This window comes from Yoonia sp. R2-816, from assembly GCF_046762905.1.
In the GTDB taxonomy this organism is placed as follows: Bacteria; Pseudomonadota; Alphaproteobacteria; order Rhodobacterales; family Rhodobacteraceae; genus Yoonia.
The window spans coordinates 226,574-244,003 of the sequence record NZ_JBKQXN010000182.1; the positions used below are offsets into that span (position 1 = coordinate 226,574).

General features: G+C 57.0%; 18 protein-coding genes and 1 tRNA gene. 7 read left to right on the forward strand and 12 right to left on the reverse strand.

Features of this window, described 5'->3' with window-relative positions; all coding sequences use genetic code 11:
• Window positions 1–10 precede the first annotated feature (10 nt).
• The 4 genes from ACFWW2_RS09125 to ACFWW2_RS09140 all read left to right on the forward strand — a co-directional run bounded on the left by ACFWW2_RS09125 (window position 11) and on the right by ACFWW2_RS09140 (window position 3,455).
• On the forward strand, window positions 11–850 hold the full coding sequence (locus tag ACFWW2_RS09125) for a carbohydrate ABC transporter permease (RefSeq protein ID WP_393927661.1): 840 nt from the start codon (window positions 11–13) through the stop codon (window positions 848–850).
• Window positions 847–1,881, forward strand: a complete 1,035-nt coding sequence (locus ACFWW2_RS09130) for a Gfo/Idh/MocA family protein (RefSeq protein ID WP_393927662.1) — start codon at window positions 847–849, stop codon at window positions 1,879–1,881. The genes ACFWW2_RS09125 and ACFWW2_RS09130 overlap by 4 nt, the downstream gene beginning before the upstream one ends.
• Entirely contained in the window at window positions 1,878–2,873 is a 996-nt protein-coding gene (locus ACFWW2_RS09135) for an ABC transporter ATP-binding protein (protein WP_393927663.1), read from the forward strand. Before ACFWW2_RS09130 ends, ACFWW2_RS09135 begins: the two co-directional genes overlap by 4 nt.
• Before the next feature lie 93 nt (window positions 2,874–2,966).
• A complete protein-coding gene (locus tag ACFWW2_RS09140; protein ID WP_393927664.1) occupies window positions 2,967–3,455 on the forward strand; it encodes a hypothetical protein in 489 nt (162 codons plus the stop codon).
• Window positions 3,456–3,923: 468 nt separating this feature from the next.
• On the opposite strand, the gene ACFWW2_RS09145 is transcribed toward ACFWW2_RS09140, so the two are convergent.
• Both ACFWW2_RS09145 and ACFWW2_RS09150 read right to left on the reverse strand, forming a co-directional pair.
• Window positions 3,924–3,999: transfer RNA gene (locus tag ACFWW2_RS09145), tRNA-Ala, on the reverse strand.
• 104 nt (window positions 4,000–4,103) lie between these two features.
• Complete coding sequence (locus ACFWW2_RS09150; protein ID WP_393927665.1) at window positions 4,104–4,427, reverse strand: TIGR02300 family protein; 324 nt, start codon at window positions 4,425–4,427, stop codon at window positions 4,104–4,106.
• Between the two features lie 111 nt (window positions 4,428–4,538).
• Here ACFWW2_RS09150 and ACFWW2_RS09155 point away from each other — a divergent pair, with 111 nt between their 5' ends.
• Together ACFWW2_RS09155 and ACFWW2_RS09160 are read left to right on the forward strand one after the other, a co-directional pair.
• Window positions 4,539–5,228, forward strand: a complete 690-nt coding sequence (locus tag ACFWW2_RS09155) for a M48 family metallopeptidase (protein WP_393927767.1) — start codon at window positions 4,539–4,541, stop codon at window positions 5,226–5,228.
• Window positions 5,229–5,259: 31 nt separating this feature from the next.
• Entirely contained in the window at window positions 5,260–5,910 is a 651-nt protein-coding gene (locus ACFWW2_RS09160; protein ID WP_393927666.1) for a GntR family transcriptional regulator, read from the forward strand.
• Here ACFWW2_RS09160 and ACFWW2_RS09165 read toward each other — a convergent pair.
• The gene (locus tag ACFWW2_RS09165; protein WP_393927667.1) at window positions 5,907–6,767 is read right to left on the reverse strand and encodes a TerB family tellurite resistance protein; all 861 of its coding nucleotides are present in this window, start codon (window positions 6,765–6,767) and stop codon (window positions 5,907–5,909) included. The two genes, ACFWW2_RS09160 and ACFWW2_RS09165, sit on opposite strands and share 4 nt — an antisense overlap.
• 215 nt (window positions 6,768–6,982) lie before the next feature.
• Here ACFWW2_RS09165 and ACFWW2_RS09170 point away from each other — a divergent pair, with 215 nt between their 5' ends.
• On the forward strand, window positions 6,983–8,050 hold the full coding sequence (locus ACFWW2_RS09170) for a sterol desaturase family protein (protein WP_393927668.1): 1,068 nt from the start codon (window positions 6,983–6,985) through the stop codon (window positions 8,048–8,050).
• On the opposite strand, the gene lpdA is transcribed toward ACFWW2_RS09170, so the two are convergent.
• The 9 genes from lpdA to sucD all read right to left on the reverse strand — a co-directional run bounded on the left by lpdA (window position 8,047) and on the right by sucD (window position 17,425).
• Window positions 8,047–9,435, reverse strand: a complete 1,389-nt coding sequence (gene lpdA / locus ACFWW2_RS09175) for a dihydrolipoyl dehydrogenase (protein WP_393927669.1) — start codon at window positions 9,433–9,435, stop codon at window positions 8,047–8,049. The two genes, ACFWW2_RS09170 and lpdA, sit on opposite strands and share 4 nt — an antisense overlap.
• A gap of 73 nt (window positions 9,436–9,508) precedes the next feature.
• Window positions 9,509–9,919 (reverse strand): MAPEG family protein, encoded by a 411-nt coding sequence (locus ACFWW2_RS09180; protein ID WP_393927670.1) that lies wholly within the window; start codon window positions 9,917–9,919, stop codon window positions 9,509–9,511.
• A complete protein-coding gene (locus ACFWW2_RS09185) occupies window positions 9,916–10,455 on the reverse strand; it encodes a hypothetical protein (RefSeq protein ID WP_393927671.1) in 540 nt (179 codons plus the stop codon). Before ACFWW2_RS09185 ends, ACFWW2_RS09180 begins: the two co-directional genes overlap by 4 nt.
• 1 nt (window position 10,456) lies before the next feature.
• Window positions 10,457–11,002: a murein L,D-transpeptidase family protein gene (locus ACFWW2_RS09190; RefSeq protein ID WP_393927673.1), complete on the reverse strand. Its 546-nt coding sequence runs from the start codon at window positions 11,000–11,002 to the stop codon at window positions 10,457–10,459.
• A gap of 47 nt (window positions 11,003–11,049) precedes the next feature.
• Window positions 11,050–11,700: an SH3 domain-containing protein gene (locus tag ACFWW2_RS09195; RefSeq protein WP_393927674.1), complete on the reverse strand. Its 651-nt coding sequence runs from the start codon at window positions 11,698–11,700 to the stop codon at window positions 11,050–11,052.
• 19 nt (window positions 11,701–11,719) lie between these two features.
• The gene (gene odhB / locus ACFWW2_RS09200; protein WP_393927676.1) at window positions 11,720–12,919 is read right to left on the reverse strand and encodes a 2-oxoglutarate dehydrogenase complex dihydrolipoyllysine-residue succinyltransferase; all 1,200 of its coding nucleotides are present in this window, start codon (window positions 12,917–12,919) and stop codon (window positions 11,720–11,722) included.
• Window positions 12,919–15,876 (reverse strand): 2-oxoglutarate dehydrogenase E1 component, encoded by a 2,958-nt coding sequence (locus ACFWW2_RS09205; RefSeq protein WP_393927677.1) that lies wholly within the window; start codon window positions 15,874–15,876, stop codon window positions 12,919–12,921. Before ACFWW2_RS09205 ends, odhB begins: the two co-directional genes overlap by 1 nt.
• Window positions 15,873–16,451 (reverse strand): DUF805 domain-containing protein, encoded by a 579-nt coding sequence (locus tag ACFWW2_RS09210; protein WP_393927679.1) that lies wholly within the window; start codon window positions 16,449–16,451, stop codon window positions 15,873–15,875. Before ACFWW2_RS09210 ends, ACFWW2_RS09205 begins: the two co-directional genes overlap by 4 nt.
• Before the next feature lie 92 nt (window positions 16,452–16,543).
• Window positions 16,544–17,425, reverse strand: a complete 882-nt coding sequence (gene sucD, locus ACFWW2_RS09215; protein ID WP_393927681.1) for a succinate--CoA ligase subunit alpha — start codon at window positions 17,423–17,425, stop codon at window positions 16,544–16,546.
• Window positions 17,426–17,430: the final 5 nt, after the last annotated feature.

Below are 17,430 nucleotides of genomic sequence, written 5' to 3' on the forward strand. Positions count from 1 at the left end.
GGACGGATTTATGAACCAAGCGCGCACAAATCCGCTAAACACCACGTTGATGCACGGGGCGCTGATCCTGTACACGCTGATTGCCCTGTTTCCGGTTTTCATCATCCTGATCAACAGCTTCAAGGAGCGTCGCGCGATCTTTCGCGATCCGCTCGGGCTGCCCGATGCAGAAAGCTTTTCGACCATCGGTTATGAAACAGTGATGAAGCAGGGGGATTTCTTTCTCTACTTCCAGAACTCGATGATCGTGACGGTGGTATCGCTGTTCTTCATCCTGCTTTTCGGCGCGATGGCGGCCTATGCGCTCAGCGAATACCGGTTCAGAGGGAACATGCTGATGGGCCTTTATCTGGCGCTGGGCATCATGATCCCGATCCGCATCGGGACGGTGGCGATACTTGAACTGATGGTGGCGACGGGTTTGGTCAACACCCTCTGGGCGCTCATCCTTGTCTACACGGCACAGGGTTTGCCGCTGGCTGTCTTCATCCTGTCCGAGTTCATGCGGCAAGTGTCCGACGATCTGAAAAATGCAGGGCGCATTGATGGTCTGAGCGAATACACGATCTTTTTCCGGCTTGTCCTGCCGCTGGTCCGCCCCGCGATGGCTACCGTCGCTGTGTTCAACATGATCCCTATCTGGAATGATTTGTGGTTTCCGCTGATCCTCGCGCCGTCCGAAGAAACAAAAACGCTGACGCTGGGCAGTCAGGTTTTCATCGGGCAGTTCGTGACGGATTGGAATGCGGTCTTGTCGGCGCTGTCCATGGCAATCCTGCCTGTCCTCGTTCTTTATGTCATTTTCTCGCGGCAGCTGATCCGCGGACTGACCTCCGGAGCTGTCAAATGATCAAAGTGCTGATTGCAGGGTTGGGCAATATGGGGCTGTCCCACGCGCTCGCCCATCACGCCCATCCAGCGACCGAGATTGTCGGTCTGGTGAACCGCACTGGCAAGATCGACAATCCTGATCTGGCACATTATCCAACTTTCGACGATTTCGCGACCGCCCTTGCACAGACCAGACCGGACCTTGCCGTGATCGCGACCTATACCGACACACATGCCGAATACGCCATCGCCGCCATGCGCACGGGGGCACATGTCTTTGTCGAAAAGCCGCTTGCGATGACTGCAGAGGATGCGCGGCGCGTCGTCGACACAGCTATAGACACTGGCCGGAAACTGGTCGTCGGCTACATCCTGCGCCACCACCCGTCATGGGTCCGCCTGATTTCAGAAGCGCGTGATCTCGGTGGGCCTTATGTTTTCCGGCTGAACCTCAATCAGCAGTCTTCAGGGCCCGCTTGGGAGACGCATAAGGCGTTGATGGAAACGACCTCGCCCATCGTCGATTGCGGCGTTCACTATGTGGACGTGATGTGCCAGATTACCGATGCCGCCCCTGTCCGGGTCCACGGCATCGGATTGCGGCTCAGCGATGAGATCGCGCCGGACATGTATAACTACGGTCAGTTCCAGGTCACATTCGCTGATGGCTCGGTCGGCTGGTACGAGGCTGGCTGGGGGCCGATGATGTCCGAGACAGCGTTTTTCGTCAAAGATATCATCAGCCCGAATGGGGCGGTTTCGATCACGGAAGGCAACAAGGGGGCGTCATCGGACATTGACGGCCATACCCGGGTTGGTCGCGTCCTTATTCATACACCTGATGGTGATCGCCACATCGACATGCCAGATGAGCCGGGGCATCAGGCTCTGTGCGATGCTGAACAGGCCTTTGTCATTCGCGCAATGACCGAGGATATCGACCTAAGCCGCCACATGCGCGACGCGGTACGCTCGCTTGCCATTTGTCTTGCCGCCGATGAAAGCATCCGCACCGAACGGCCGGTGTCGCTCACGGAGATCACCAAATGACTGCCCTGAAACTTGCCAATGTCAACAAATCCTTTGGTGAAGTTCATGTCCTCAAGGACATCAGCCTTGAGGTCGAAGAAGGTGAATTCGTCGTTTTTGTCGGCCCGTCCGGCTGCGGAAAGTCAACGCTTTTGCGCGTCATCGCCGGGTTGGAAGACGCCAGTTCCGGTGAGGTTCATATCGCCGGCGATATGGTCAATCTGACATCGCCGTCGAAGCGCGGGATCGCCATGGTTTTCCAAAGCTATGCGCTCTATCCGCATCTGAATGTGCGGGGAAACATGACCCTCGCGCTCAAGCAGGAACGTCAACCAAAATCGGTCATTGAAGAACGGGTGCGCAAGGCCTCCGATATGCTGGATCTGGCGCCCTATCTGGACCGGTTTCCATCGGAACTGTCAGGCGGACAACGCCAGCGTGTTGCGATCGGGCGCGCCATCGTCCGTGAGCCGAAGCTGTTTCTGTTTGACGAACCGCTCTCGAACCTCGACGCCGCATTGCGCATGAATACCCGGATCGAGATCGCCAACCTGCACCGTCAACTTGGCGCGTCGATGATCTATGTCACCCACGACCAGACTGAGGCGATGACGCTGGCGGACAAGATCGTGGTTTTGCGCGACGGGCGGGTCGAGCAGATTGGCAGCCCGATGGAATTATATAACAATCCGATCAATCAGTTCGTGGCGGGTTTTCTGGGATCGCCGTCGATGAACTTTTTCCCCGCCGGCCTGATCGACGCGGGTGATCGCCATATCATGGGCATCCGCCCCGAGGATCTTTTCATTGATGAACATGGGAAACTGGAAACCACGGTCAGCCATGTCGAACATCTGGGGGGCGATACCAATGTCATCGCGCAGTTTGGCCAGCAGCAGATCACAGCGCGGCTCTTTGGGCAGCACGCCGTCGCCGAGGGAGAGACGATCCGGTTTAGCTTCAACCCCGAAAGCGCCTACAGTTTTGGCGAAAATGGCATGAGGGTGAACTGATCGTCACAGGCGTTCAGTCGTGCCGATCCTCGTTGCGCGAAACCACATGATTTCGCAGTATTGGTCCAAGACACTCCTTGCTTGGAAGGGGGCGTGGATGATCAGGATAACTGCTCTCTGTTGACCGCGATATGGGGCAATATGGCAAAGGGGGATATAAACAGACACTTGGCGCAACTGATCGATTCGGTACTACGCTTCCTTCCCTCGTTAACGTCAGCGGGAGCGCGAACCACTTTCGCGCAGTTGGCAAATTCCGATTATCCTGCAGCCTACCGAGACTACATCGATCTCTTGAACCACCCGGCAAGCAACGATGATGATTATAGGAACGAAGCAGACAGCGGTAGCATTCTGCACCCTTATTTGTTCGTGTGGCTCGCACAAGTTGGTAGCGATGAAGAAATACACGGGTTCTGCAGTCGATTGAAGGAAATGCTTCCAAACTACACATATTGGGCGCAGTTGCCGGATGAGGGCACAGAAGAACTGATTTGGAACGGCAAAACCTGCCATGGAGTTTGTGTTGCCGATCTGTCCCCACGAAGTGGAGTAGACCAAGTCACCAAATCTGGCCTTTAAAGAATGTCCTGACATCGACGGAATAAGCGCGGTTTCCTGCGTCGGTTTGTTGGTGATGACCAGCTACATCACGTTTAGAAGGCGTCTGCTGATGCGCATAAGATCGGATGCTGACGCTTAAATCGGATGGGTGCCGATCCGTTTGAGAACCAGCACTTCCGTTGCTGCGTTGCGAACTAAATGCCTCACTAAGTGGCAGGTCGACAAATTCTGATTCCAGTGGCGGCTCTGGGCGATTGCGGCAAGGAGGAATTCGTTTTTTGTATCGCGTGGCCCACATAGTCGGAGCCGCCCTAAAACTCAGACGCGCCAAAAACTATGAACTATTGGCGGAATTTGAACCCGGGTGCAACGCTGCTCCTTGTGCCAGCTATCTGGTGAGTCGTGACTTGGTGGTGGTACCAATGGTGGTACAACGCTCTCGGTATCTACTAAACTGTTTTTTTACAGTGGCTTAACGTAAAGTGATGGTGGAGCCTAGGGGAGTCGAACCCCTGACCTCTTGCATGCCATGCAAGCGCTCTCCCAACTGAGCTAAGGCCCCATCTGTGGCGATCTGAATCGCCGGGTGCAGCGTTTCCGCTGCGATCTGCTGTCTATGCAGCAGACCGGGCGAGATCAAGCATAAATCGCGCCCGGTACGATTGTTTATTCGTCGTCGTTTGTGGCGACATCAGCCAATTCATCGAGCGAGACGGTGTCATCATCGTCATCATCTTCCAGAACATCGTCGCCCAGATCGACATCATCCTCATCGTCGTCATCATCCAGGACCAGATCGTCCTCGGTGTCGTCTTTCATCTTCTTGGTTTGCGCATCTTCCGCATCCGCGACCATGGTGCGGGTCTTGGATGTGTCGACGGTCACCTCTTTACCCGTATAGGGGCTGATGATCGGTGTCGCGTTCAGGTCGTAAAAGCGTTTGCCGGTTTCGGGGCAAAGGCGCTTTGTGCCCCACTCTTCCTTAGGCATGGGCCATCCCTTCAAAATCTGTCTGACGTCCCCTTGCGGGTGATCGGTGCCAACTGCCATAAGCGGCCTTGCGTGTCAAAGCCTTTGGCACTTCAAATGCGAGAAGCTGATATGGGCCGTCATACGCTTGAAGGCAACCCCCCGATTGAGGTCACGTTGCGCCGCTCGGCCCGGGCCAAACGATTGTCATTGCGGGTCTCACGGCTGGACGGGCGTGTGACGCTGACACTGCCCCCACGCGCCGCCGAGCGGGAGGGTCTGGTTTTTCTCAAATCGCGAGAGGCCTGGCTGCGCGGTCACCTGACCCAGCTGGCACCCGGCGTGCCGGTGCGGATTGGCACGACAGTCCCGTTTGAGGGCTGCGATCTTCCTGTCACGCTTGGCGCGGGACGCTCTGCCCGGTTGGAGCCTGATCGGGTTATCGTACCAACGGCCGATACAGCGGGTCCGTGCGTTCAGGCCCTGTTCAAGACGCTCGCTCGTGACAGACTGGCGGCGGCGTCGGACATCTATGCTGCTCAACTGGGCCAATCTTATAGTCGCCTGTCGTTGCGCGATACCCGATCTCGTTGGGGGTCGTGTTCCAGCAAGGGTGTGTTGATGTATTCGTGGCGCCTGATCATGGCGCCGCCCGAAGTGCTGCGATACGTGGCTGCACATGAAGTGGCCCATCTGGTTGAGATGAACCATTCGCCCGCCTTCTGGAACCTTGTTGAGCAGCTTTATCCAGATCACGCGCCATATCGCCGATGGTTGCGCGAAAATGGCGATCAGCTGCACAGGATACTGTTCGCAGATTGACCCTTCTGCGCGGAGAGATCACAACACTGACATGATGATCCAGCCCCGCCCCGTCGATCCGAACACCGCCGCACATGAGCGTGTCTACCGGGCGCTGCGCACACGGATCATGCATGGCGAGATTGGGCCGGGTGAGGCGCTGACGCTGCGAGGTATCGGCAAGGCCTACGATGTCTCCATGACCCCCGCCCGCGAGGCCGTGCGCCGTCTGGTTGCGGAGGGCGCGCTGTTCCTGTCATCGTCAGGCCGCGTTTCAACCACGGCTCTGTCAAATGAACGGATCGAGGAACTGGCGACCCTGCGCGCCTTGCTTGAGCCGGAACTTGCGTCGCGGGCTTTGCCGCGCGCGCATTTTGCCCTGATCGAACGGCTGGAGGCGATCAATCAGGGGGTCAGCCAGATGGTCGCCCGGCATGACGCGACGGGCTATATCCGGATGAATCTAGAGTTTCACCGCACGCTGTATCTGCGCGCCCAAGCCCCGGCGATGCTGGCGATGACCGAAACGGTGTGGTTGCAACTGGGGCCAACGATGCGGGCTCTTTACGGGCGGTTGAACCGCAAGGATCCTCCATATCATCACAAGATGATCCTTGCCGCCCTTAAGGCGGGGGACGAACCAGGGTTGCGGCTGGCCGTGCGCGGTGACGCGACACAGGGCCTCAGAATGCTAAAGGGCTAGACCGGGTGCGCGTCCATATCCTTGAACGCCAGATACAGGACACGCCGGAAGTCTTCGCCCGGCATACCCAGACCATGGGCCAATTCGCTGGCGAACTTGTATTCTGACGGCAACATGCGCCCGCCGGCCATCGTGATGTAAAGGACACCCCGCAGCATGATATCCTTTTCGCTGTCGCGCAGCCCTTTGCCGAAATTGATATAGTCTTGCGTGCTGAGGTTAAGATGCACCCGGTCGGACAAGCGCATGATCTCGGTCGGGCTGTAATTGTGTTTCGTCAGGCGCTTCATGGTTCTGGCGATCATCTTGATCTCACCGGAGGAGACCAGGCCATCGCACTTGGCCGCGTGACAGAGCGCAGACAGTATCTTTTTGGCGGCGCGTTTCCGAAGGGGTCCGTTCGGATCAAGTGCCAAGAGCGATTTCACTCGGCGAATGATGATCGCGATCATGGCCAATGCCATGCCGATCAGAACGCCGTAAGTCTGGAGGTTTCGTTCAAAGCTGTTGCGGGCCTCTGGCGAAATCTCGGGGTCAATCAGGTTCAATGACTGCGCGGTCACCATTTGATCGGTGCTGAATTCGCGCAGTTCGGACCCTTCGCAGCCCTCATCAACCAGTACGTAGCCCTGCACGTCGCTGGTAAGCGGAAAATCAAAGATCTGAAAACCAAGCGTGCGATAACACAGTGACATCATTCCTTCGCTGCGACTGGGGATTCTGGTGGGCGCAACGAGTTCGAGATCCTCGACCATGAAGTCGGAGAATCCAAAATTTTTCCAATCATCAAGGGAAAGCGCATGTGCCGGTGTGATCGATCCCATCAGGAAAAGCACAGTTGCGAGTAGTTTTTTCATTTATATCTCAGACGTCTCACTCGATACGCGCCTTATTAAAGGAACAATTGTGGCGGAGTTGTGTTTGTTTGCGTGTTTGTGTAGGGCAATTACTACCCGTTGCTACGACGATTTGGTCTGAAATCATTTCCCTTCGCCGCAATTGCGCTGAAATGTTGCCATAGTGTTGCTTATACAGGAACGTACTGACGCATATCTTATGGATATCTGCCTTTATGGAAACAATCGCCGGTCTTTTTTCAGCTACTTTTGGGGTGCTATCAGATCGTTTCTGGGCTCTCTTGAACATGCCGTTTGACTCTGGCGGGCGGCTCTATTGGCTTTATCTGTGCTCTGGTGTTTTATTCGCTTACGGTGTCTATTATCGATACAGCAAATCCACAACGGCGACCGAGCCGCGTACTTTTGGATCGTTTCTGCGGTTTTTGATGCCAAAGGCTGTTTGGGGCCACCCGTCAGCTTGGCTGGATCTGAGATTTTTCCTTGTGCATCAATTCACTGGGAAACTGCTCTACGTAGGGCTGACAGGTGCAACTATAGCTGTTGTGTTTCATTGGGTGACTGGCGGTACTAGCTTGGTCGGCGTTATCATAGGGTCGGAGCTTCCAGGATTCTGGGACATATTGATATCGCTTGCTTACATGTTCGTTGTGATAGCCTTTACAGATTTTGCCGCTTTCTACATTCACTATCTGCAACATAAGATCCCGCTTCTTTGGGAGTTTCACAAGGTTCATCACAGCCCCGAAGTGATGCACCCGATATCGAACTTCAGGGAACACCCGTTCGACAACGTGGTCTATGCTCTGGGGATTGGCTCTGTCTACGGTATCGTGCTCGGCAGCGTGAATGTTTTCTTGGGTTACTTGCCCAACATGCCCTCTGTTCTCGGAATTCCCGTGTTGATTTTCCTTTTCAACATCGGCGGTTATCACCTGCGTCATTCACACATCTGGCTGCGCTGGCCCGGACGATGGTCGATGGTGTTTCCCTCGCCAGCGCACCACCATGTGCATCATAGCTGCCATCCCGATCATCTTGACAAGAATTTTGCATTCCTGTTCCCGCTCTGGGACGTTTTGTTCCGGACCTATGAAATGCCTGAGGACAACAAGGATGTGAAGTTCGGGATCTACGGCGTTGAAGAGTCCGAATATACGTCTGTTTGGAAGCTGTATTTCATCCCGTTTCGCAATATCTTCAACAAGATAAAGACGGGCAAGTCGCTGACAGTGAATGAGGAACCGCGCCAGGACAAAGCCCCGGCGCGGGTCGATCCCTAGGCGTGAATGGCCCCGTCGCCACAGGCTAGAGCTGCTTCGCGCACTGCCTCTGAATAGGTCGGATGGGCGTGGCAGGTCCGCGCGAGGTCTTCTGCCGCAGCGCCGAATTCCATCGCGACGCAGATTTCGTGGATCAGGTCGCCGGCCATGGGGCCAATGATATGCGCGCCGAGGATTCGGTCGGTTTCCTTATCAGCCAGAATTTTGACAAAACCTTCGCCAGCGAAATTGGCCTTGGCACGGGCGTTGCCCATGAAAGGGAACTTGCCGACCTTATAGGCACGCCCTTGTTCCTTCAGGGTTTCTTCGGTTTCGCCAACATTGGCCACCTCGGGGTGGGTGTAGATCACCCCAGGGATCGCGCCGTAATTCACATGCGGGTGTTGCCCCGCGATGCCTTCGGCGATCGCCATACCTTCATCCTCGGCTTTATGGGCAAGCATCGGGCCGTCGATCGCATCGCCAATGGCGTAAATTCCTTTGATATTCGTGGCATAACGGCCATCCGTTTTGATTTGCCCGCGTTCCGACACCTCAACAGCCAAAGCGTCCAAACCCAATCCTTGGGTGTAAGGCTTGCGGCCTGTGGCGACGAGCACAGTGTCGGCGTCCATCACATGTTCGCTGTCATCCTTGCGCAGCTTGTAGGTCACCTTGGCTTTGCCGCCTTTAACGGCAACACCCTGGACGGCGGCGCCGAGTGTAAAGTTAAGGCCTTGCTTTTTCAGCATTCTCTGAAAGGTCTTGGCGATTTCAGCGTCCATGCCGGGGGTGATGTGATCAAGAAATTCGATGACTTGCACCTCGGCCCCGAGGCGCGCGTACACCGAACCAAGTTCAAGACCGATAACACCGGCACCGATCACCACCATTTTTTTGGGGATTTTGGGCAATTCCAGCGCGCCGGTGGATGTCACAACGGTTTTTTCATCGACGTCGACACCGGGCAGGGATGACGCCTCGGACCCGGAGGCAATGACGATATGTTTGGCCTCGTGGATGTCATTACCCACCTTGACTTTGCCCGCCTCAGGTATCGAGGCCCAACCCTTGATCCAGTCTACCTTGTTCTTTTTGAACAGAAATTCGATGCCGCCGGTGTTCTGGGCGATGGTGGTTTCCTTATAGGCCAACATCTGTTTCCAGTCGACGGAAGGTGCTTTTCCCTTCAGGCCCATGTCAGCAAAGTTGTGTTCGGCCTCGTGCAGCATATGGCTGGCGTGCAGCATGGCCTTGGAGGGGATACAGCCGACGTTCAGGCAGGTGCCGCCCAGCGTTTCACGGCCTTCGACACAGGCCACTTTCATGCCCAGTTGGGCGCATCTGATGGCGCAGACATAGCCGCCGGGGCCGGCACCGATTACAATCACATCATAGCTGGACATGGGTTCTCCTTTAGTCATTTTGGTGTGTCGGACTTGCGTCGGACAAACGTCGGATTTGTGTCGGGCATATCTGTCAAATCAGGGCCGACACTATCATGAGCATGGTCGAGAGAAACCCCACCAACCAGATAAGCGAGCGCCATGGCATCAGGCCAAAGTAGTAGGCAGGCACATAGAGGATACGTGCCCCCAGATAAGTCCACGCGCAGGCGGCGGTCAGCCCGGTGTTCTTGTCACCCAGGCTGACGACCAGAACGGCGATGGTGAACAGGATCAGCGCCTCAAAATGGTTGTTGAGCGCGCGCAGCAGGCGGCCTGTCCTGTCGCTGAGCAATTCGCCAATGGGCTTGCCAAGCCTGCTTTGGTCGCGGGGCGACATGGTCTTGCCCGGCCCGAGTTCCAGATTGGCCGGCACGGCCATGAGGACGAATTGAAGGCCCTGCAGCAGTGCTGCGAGGGCTAGTACGGTGAGTTCCGGGGTCATGCGGCCAGAAGTGCCTCGCTGATCTGATCTGCTTTTTGGTCAAAGCTGCCCGTCCGGGCAGACGGGTGTAATGTCTTGATATGTGCGATGCCGAAATGGTGCAAGACGCGCGCGGCGTCTGTTCCCAAAGCGATAGGGCGACGGCCCATGAGTTCGTGCCGCACAACGGCCTCGAAGGATGCACGGGCATCGGCGGGTGGGATGGTCGAGGAGCGCCGCGCGGTCAGCAGGTGAAAGACGGGGGTGATGTAGATATCGGCGCGTGTCAGGTTTGCTCGCGCCAGCACCTTGTCCATGACCTTGTTGAACGGATTGTCAGGCAGGTAGCCGGTTTTGCGTAGCTGCGTGTGGTTTGCGATGGCCGAAGGATAGTCGAGCCAGTCTTTTGAGATGAACATTGGGCCGTCGGGATTGCCGGAAGTCATCTGGATGGGTGAGACCCAATCGCCCTCCATCTCCGCATCGGCCAATGTCTTGTATCCGGGCAGCCGAAAGGCGCGGCGTTTGGTGATGGCGTGTCGGTAGGCTGCGCGCATGTCAGTTCCGGATTGTGATCGGTGTGCCATTGGGCACGAGCGACCAGATTTCGCGCATCTCGGCATTGGTGACGGCGATGCAGCCGTCTGTCCAATCCCAGTAGCTTTGCAGCGGCCCGAGGAAGCCCCAGCCGTTCAGGATGCCGTGGATCATGATGTTACCGCCGGGCGAGACACCGCGCGCTTCGGCCTGGGCGATGTCATCGGCATTGGGGTAGGAAATGTGGAGCGACAGATGCGCGATGGAGTCTTGATTGCGCCAGTCGATTATGTAGGTGCCTTCGGGCGTGCGTTCGTCGCCTTCCTGAGTTTTGTGGCCTTGGGGGTTGCCGCCCATGGAGATTTGGTAGGTACGGATCGGGTCACCATCCCGCAGGAGGGTCATTTGCCGGTCGCTCTTGTCCACAAGGATCGCGTCGGCCTGTTGCTCGGCCGGCGCCATCGGTGGTGGGGTGCCGGAGCCGGTGCGGAGCATGACTTGCGTGTAGCAGAAGCTGCAGAGGCCGAGCAGGATCAAAAGAGCGATAGGTTTGGGGAGGCGGGTCATTGCGATCCAACGAAGTGCTCAGGTCTGAAGTGCCAACTCAAGATTGACTATTGGAAGATTCTTCCATTCGACACATCAAGATATAGCCGGTTAGCCCTTGTAAGCTCTCCGCAGTAAGCGAAATAAATATTTTGTCCCTGAGAGGTCGACTTTAACCATCCACCGCCGTCGATAAAGTCAGCTCTTGAACACCGGCCACTTTCGATCAGTTCGTTCGCGGCTTCAACGAATTGTTCGTGAAATAGGCCAAAGTCATCAGACTGAGCAACTAGCTCCTCCGAACTGTCAGCACTGTCGGATGGGTCTTCCGGTATTTCTGTAGAGATGAAATCTGCGGAAATCCACTCCGCAAATCTGCCATCGGTAACGCCGTTGTCCGTCACGCAGGCTGCATTTCCAGAGTCAACGTATTCGGAGATACCTCTCCTACAACTTGCATCATAGTATTCGGTAATTCTAACCCACCCATTCTTGTTCTCAAGAATGGTCACTTTTTCGCGTCCAAATAGCTGTCCAACAACACCACAGTTTGAAGACGGACAGGTCCGGCGGTTTAGCCGGGATGGGACTACGTAGCCAACAGCACCTGCCTCTGAGCTCTCGACGTTAGTAAATTGGTCAATTTCTGCATCACTCGTATTGGTTGGTGGATTGTCTACAGGTATCAACAATGCTGCGATATAATTTAGAATGAACATAACCTGGCAACCTTTTTGATTACAAATCCATCAGCAACCGCCGTGGGTCCTCAAGCGCTTCTTTCACACGCACGAGGAACGTGACCGCCCCTTTGCCGTCGACGATCCGGTGGTCGTAGCTGAGGGCCAGATACATCATGGGCCGGATCACGACTTGGCCGCCGATGGCCATGGGGCGATCCTGGATTTTGTGCATGCCGAGGATGCCAGATTGGGGCGGGTTCAGAATAGGCGAGGACATGAGCGAGCCGTAGACGCCGCCGTTAGAGATGGTGAACGTGCCGCCTTGCATTTCGGCCATGCTCAGCTTGCCGTCGCGGGCTTTTGCGCCCATTTCGGCGATGGATTTTTCGATGGTGGCGAATGACATCTGGTCGGCGTCATTGATCACGGGGACCACAAGCCCGGTGGGTGTGCCAGCGGCGATCCCCATATTGACGTAGTTTTTGTAGACCACATCGGTGCCGTCGATTTCGGCGTTGACCTCTGGCACCTCTTTCAGGGCATGGCAGCAGGCCTTGGTGAAGAAGGACATGAAGCCGAGTTTCACGCCGTGTTTCTTGAGGAACAGGTCCTTGTACTCATTGCGCAATTCCATGACCTCGGTCATGTCGACCTCGTTATAGGTGGTCAGCATGGCGGCGGTGTTCTGGCTGTCTTTCAGACGCTTGGCGATGGTCTGGCGCAGACGGGTCATCTTGACCCGTTCCTCGCGGTCGGCCTGATCGGCTGGGACGGGCGCGCGCGGGGCCGGGGCAGGGGCGGGTGCCTCTGATTTGCCAGCCAGCGCGTTCAACACGTCCTCTTTCATCACGCGGCCATCCTTGCCGGTGCCTTGCACGTCAGTCAGGTCGTTTTCGGCCATCAGTTTTTTGGCCGATGGGGCGTCTTCGACATCTTTGGCCGCCTTTGTAGGGGCAGGTGCAGCTTCGGCCTTGGCTTCTGCTTTTGGCGCTTCGGCTTTGGGGGCCGGCGCGGCGTCGCCTTCGGCGATTTGGGCAAGCAGGGCGTCGACACCGACGGTCTCCCCCTCAGCCGCCACGATTTCCGACAGGGTGCCGGCAACGGGGCTTGGCACCTCGACCGTGACCTTGTCGGTTTCCAGTTCGCACAGCATTTCATCGACAGCGACGGCATCGCCGGGTTGCTTGAACCATGTGGCGACTGTGGCCTCGGTCACGGATTCGCCAAGGGTGGGGACGCGGACTTCGGTGCTCATTACTTGTTTCCTTCGATGGTCAGGGCGTCGTTCACGAGCGCCTCTTGTTGTGCTTTGTGCTGGCTGGCGAGCCCGGTGGCGGGCGACGCCGCAGCGGCGCGGCCTGCATAGACAGGGCGTGTGTACTTTGCGCCGATCCGGGTCAGGACCCACTCAAGATTTGGTTCCATGAACGACCAGGCTCCCTGATTCTTGGGCTCTTCCTGGCACCAGATCATTTCGGCATTCTTGAATCGTTCGAGTTCATTGACCGCTGATTGGGCTGGGAACGGGTAGAACTGTTCGAACCGCAGGATGTAGATATCCTTGATCCCGCGCTTGTCACGCTCTTCCAGCAGGTCGAAATAGACTTTGCCCGAGCACATGATGACCCGCTTGATCTTGCTATCGGCGGCCAGTTTGGTGTCGGAGTTACCGTGCTGGGCATCATCCCACAGCACCCGGTGGAAAGAAGACCCGGTGGTGAATTCTTCTTTCTTGGACACCGCCAGTTTGTGCCGCAGTAGTGATTTGGGGGTCATCAGGATCAGCGGTTTGCGGAATGTCCGGTGTAGCTGGCGCCTTAGCAGGTGGAAATAATTGGCCGGTGTGGTGCAATTGGCCACGATCCAGTTATCGCCGCCACACATAGTCAGGAACCGTTCCAGACGTGCACTGGAATGTTCAGGCCCTTGCCCTTCATAGCCGTGGGGCAGCAGGCAAACGAGGCCGGACATGCGCAGCCATTTGCTTTCGCCCGAGGAAATGAACTGATCAAACATGATCTGCGCGCCATTGGCGAAATCGCCAAACTGCGCCTCCCACAGGGTCAGCGCGTTTGGTTCGGCAAGGGAGTAGCCATATTCGAAACCAAGAACCGCGTATTCCGAGAGCATCGAGTCGATGACCTCATAATGCGCCTGACCGTCGCGGATATTGTTGAGCGGGTAATACCGTTCTTCGGTTTCCTGGTTCACAAGTCCTGAATGCCGTTGGCTGAACGTGCCGCGGGCCGAGTCCTGCCCGGCAAGCCGTACCGGGTACCCTTCGGTCAGGAGTGAGCCGAAGGCCAGCGCTTCGCCCGTGGCCCAGTCAATCCCCTCACCGGTTTCGAACATCTTGGCCTTGGCATCGAGCAGACGGGCGACGGTTTTGTGCAGCGGGAAGTTGTCAGGCGCTTTGCTAAGCGCCTTGCCCACCTCATCAAAGGTCTTTTCTTCGATGGCAGTGGCGCCGCGCTGATAATCCTCTTCCTTGCGGTCGAGATGGGACCATTTGCCATCGAGCCAGTCGGCCTTGTTCGGTTTGTAGGATTTGCCGGCCTCGAATTCCTCGTTCAGATGCACCTGGAAGGCGGCCTTCATATCCTCGATCTCGCCTTCGGGGATCAGCCCGTCTTTGACCAGTCGTTCGGTATATAGCGTCAGCGTCGTCTTCTGTTTCTTGATCTTCTTGTACATCAACGGGTTGGTGAACATCGGCTCATCACCCTCGTTGTGCCCAAACCGGCGGTAGCAGATAATATCCAGTACAACGTCCTTGTGGAATTTCTGACGGAATTCGGTGGCGACACGGGCGGCATGCACGACCGCCTCTGGATCGTCGCCATTGACGTGGAAAATCGGCGCCTCGACCATCAGGGCGATGTCGGTGGGGTAGGGCGATGAGCGCGAAAAATGCGGTGCGGTGGTAAACCCGATCTGGTTGTTGACCACGATATGCATGGTGCCGCCGGTCTTGTGACCGCGCAGGCCGGACAGGCCGAACCCTTCGGCGACCACACCCTGACCTGCAAAAGCCGCATCGCCATGTAGCAGGATCGCCATAACCTTTGTCCGGTCGGTGTCGTGTTTCTGGTCTTGCTTGGCGCGGACCTTGCCCAGAACAACCGGGTTTACGGCCTCAAGGTGGCTGGGGTTTGCAGTGAGTGACAAATGCACGGTGTTGTCGTCGAATGTCCGGTCACTGGACGCGCCGAGGTGATATTTCACGTCGCCGGAGCCGTCCACGTCTTCGGGTTTGAACGACCCGCCCTGGAATTCATTGAAAATCGCGCGGTAGGGTTTTTCCATCACGTTAGCGAGGACAGAGAGGCGACCCCGGTGGGGCATGCCGATCACGATATCCTCAAGCCCCAGCTGCCCGCCGCGCTTGATGATCTGTTCCATCGCGGGGATCAGGCTTTCGCCGCCATCAAGCCCGAACCGCTTTGTGCCCATGTATTTGACATGGAGGAATTTTTCGAAACCCTCTGCCTCGACAAGGGAGTTCAGGATCGCTTTGCGGCCGTTCTTGGTGAAAGCGATTTCCTTACCGTAGCCTTCGATCCGCTCTTTCAGCCAACCGGCCTCTTCGGGGTTGGAGATATGCATGTATTGCAGGGCGAAGGTGCCGCAATAAGTGCGTTGCACGATGGCGATAATCTCGTTCATCGTCGCCATTTCGAGGCCGAGGACATTGTCGATAAAGATCGGGCGGTCCATGTCGGCTGCGGTGAAGCCGTAGGAGGCCGGGTCAAGTTCGGGATGCGGCGTGTTTTCACGCATGCCCAGCGGGTCGAGGTCAGCGATCAGGTGGCCCCGGATCCGGTAGGCGCGGATGATCATCAGCGCGCGGATGCTGTCGAGCACGGCGGCGCGGACTTGTTCTTCCGAAAGTTTCACGCCCTTCTCTGCGGCCTTGTCCTTGATCTTTTTCCCCGCCGCCTCGGGTTCGGCGGGCCATTGGCCGTCAAGAGCGGCAGTCAAATCATCCGCAGGTGCCGGTGGCCAGTCCGCGCGGGCCCAACTGGGGCCGGTGGCCTCGGCCTTGGCGTCTGCCGGGGTGTCACCGAGCGAGCGGAAGAAAGCTTGCCATTGTTCATCTACCGCACCGGGGTTGTCGGCGTAGCGGGCATAAAGCTGTTCGACATATTCAGCGTTGTGTCCTTGCAGGAAAGAGGAGGCGTGGAAGACGTCGTTGGTAGGTTGTTCGGTCATTGGGGGACCTCATTGGGGTTAGGGCCGTACTTGTTCAAGCTAAGTTTGGAGGGCCGGATACATAAAAGGAGAATTGCCATTTGGAGAGCCATGATCAGCCAAGATGCAAATCTGAGAAACGGGCTAGTCGTTTGCAGGCGATCAGCAGTCACGTCGAAATTCGATGTCAGGGTTTCGACGGACGCAAATGGGTCATCGGACACAACTGATGTCGCACTAAATGTCCAACGGTAAGTTGCCCCATATCCAAGCATCATCAAGACAGAGATCAGAACCAAGGCCCCCGACATACCTGCATCATGCAGCCTGCGCACGCTGACAGTGATGCTGGCTGGAATGGCTATGGCAGCGGCCAGGAAAGTGAGAGGCTTTGGCAAAATCGGAGCGATAATATAGGCTGGTACACCAGGTTTTTGACCAAGGCCGATGGGGAAGAGTATCTGGTCTGCGAAAGTTGCGGCCGTGACTGCCATCCATGCAAGTGCGATGAACCACCAGAACTCCGCCCGCGAGGCGCGGCCTTTGAACTGGAAGGACTTGGCGAGGCAAGTCTTGATGGCGTCGAGCGGTCCCATGGCGGGGTCCTGTTTGAGGTCCCGGGTCAAGCCCGGGACGGGTTTTTTCTGTTGCACGCGACCCGGACGTGATCCGGGGCCTCGCTTTTTGATCAGCCAATCGCTTCCAGTACAGCCTCGCCCAGTGTCGCGGGGCTATCTGCCACCACGATCCCGGCGCTCTTCATGGCTTCGATCTTGCTTTCCGCGTCGCCCTTGCCGCCGGCCACGATGGCGCCAGCATGGCCCATGCGGCGGCCGGGAGGGGCGGTGCGGCCGGCGATGAAACCGGCGGTGGGTTTCCAGCGGCCTTTCTTTTTCTGTTCGGTCAGGAATTCGGCGGCTTCTTCCTCGGCTGTGCCCCCGATTTCGCCGATCATGATCATCGAATGCGTTTCGTCGTCGTCAAGGAACATGTCCAGCACGTCGATATGTTCGGTCCCCTTGATCGGATCGCCGCCGATGCCGACGGCGGTAGATTGGCCAAGGCCGCTGTCAGAGGTCTGTTTGACCGCCTCATAAGTCAGCGTGCCAGAGCGGGAGACAACACCGACCGACCCGCGTTTGTGGATATGGCCAGGCATGATCCCGATTTTGCAGGCGTCGGGCGTGATGACGCCGGGGCAGTTGGGGCCGATCAGGCGGGAGGCGGAGCCCTCCAGCGCCCGCTTGACCCGCATCATGTCGAGCACGGGGATGCCTTCGGTGATGCAGATGATCAGTTCCATTTCGGCATCAATCGCCTCAAGGATACTATCCGCCGCAAAGGGCGGGGGGACGTAGATGACTGATGCGTTGGCCTCGGTCTTGGCCTTCGCCTCGTGCACCGAGTTGTATACAGGCAGGTCCAGATGCGTCGTGCCGCCCTTGCCGGGGGTGACGCCGCCGACCATCTTGGTGCCATAGGCAATGGCTTGTTCAGAGTGGAACGTGCCTTGGGACCCGGTGAGGCCCTGGCAGATGACTTTGGTGTTTTCGTTTACGAGGATTGCCATAAAGG

Excerpts from the sequence above, each read along its gene's own strand:
- ACFWW2_RS09125 (WP_393927661.1), top strand. The coding sequence starts at position 11 with ATGAACCAAGCGCGCACAAATCCGCTAAACACCACGTTGATGCACGGG.
- ACFWW2_RS09130 (WP_393927662.1), top strand. The coding sequence starts at position 847 with ATGATCAAAGTGCTGATTGCAGGGTTGGGCAATATGGGGCTGTCCCAC.
- ACFWW2_RS09135 (WP_393927663.1), top strand. The coding sequence starts at position 1,878 with ATGACTGCCCTGAAACTTGCCAATGTCAACAAATCCTTTGGTGAAGTT.
- ACFWW2_RS09150 (WP_393927665.1), bottom strand. The coding sequence starts at position 4,427 with ATGCCTAAGGAAGAGTGGGGCACAAAGCGCCTTTGCCCCGAAACCGGC.
- ACFWW2_RS09155 (WP_393927767.1), top strand. The coding sequence starts at position 4,539 with ATGGGCCGTCATACGCTTGAAGGCAACCCCCCGATTGAGGTCACGTTG.
- ACFWW2_RS09160 (WP_393927666.1), top strand. The coding sequence starts at position 5,260 with ATGATGATCCAGCCCCGCCCCGTCGATCCGAACACCGCCGCACATGAG.
- ACFWW2_RS09165 (WP_393927667.1), bottom strand. The coding sequence starts at position 6,767 with ATGAAAAAACTACTCGCAACTGTGCTTTTCCTGATGGGATCGATCACA.
- ACFWW2_RS09170 (WP_393927668.1), top strand. The coding sequence starts at position 6,983 with ATGGAAACAATCGCCGGTCTTTTTTCAGCTACTTTTGGGGTGCTATCA.
- lpdA (WP_393927669.1), bottom strand. The coding sequence starts at position 9,435 with ATGTCCAGCTATGATGTGATTGTAATCGGTGCCGGCCCCGGCGGCTAT.
- ACFWW2_RS09180 (WP_393927670.1), bottom strand. The coding sequence starts at position 9,919 with ATGACCCCGGAACTCACCGTACTAGCCCTCGCAGCACTGCTGCAGGGC.
- ACFWW2_RS09185 (WP_393927671.1), bottom strand. The coding sequence starts at position 10,455 with ATGCGCGCAGCCTACCGACACGCCATCACCAAACGCCGCGCCTTTCGG.
- ACFWW2_RS09190 (WP_393927673.1), bottom strand. The coding sequence starts at position 11,002 with ATGACCCGCCTCCCCAAACCTATCGCTCTTTTGATCCTGCTCGGCCTC.
- ACFWW2_RS09195 (WP_393927674.1), bottom strand. The coding sequence starts at position 11,700 with ATGTTCATTCTAAATTATATCGCAGCATTGTTGATACCTGTAGACAAT.
- odhB (WP_393927676.1), bottom strand. The coding sequence starts at position 12,919 with ATGAGCACCGAAGTCCGCGTCCCCACCCTTGGCGAATCCGTGACCGAG.
- ACFWW2_RS09205 (WP_393927677.1), bottom strand. The coding sequence starts at position 15,876 with ATGACCGAACAACCTACCAACGACGTCTTCCACGCCTCCTCTTTCCTG.
- ACFWW2_RS09210 (WP_393927679.1), bottom strand. The coding sequence starts at position 16,451 with ATGGGACCGCTCGACGCCATCAAGACTTGCCTCGCCAAGTCCTTCCAG.
- sucD (WP_393927681.1), bottom strand. The coding sequence starts at position 17,425 with ATGGCAATCCTCGTAAACGAAAACACCAAAGTCATCTGCCAGGGCCTC.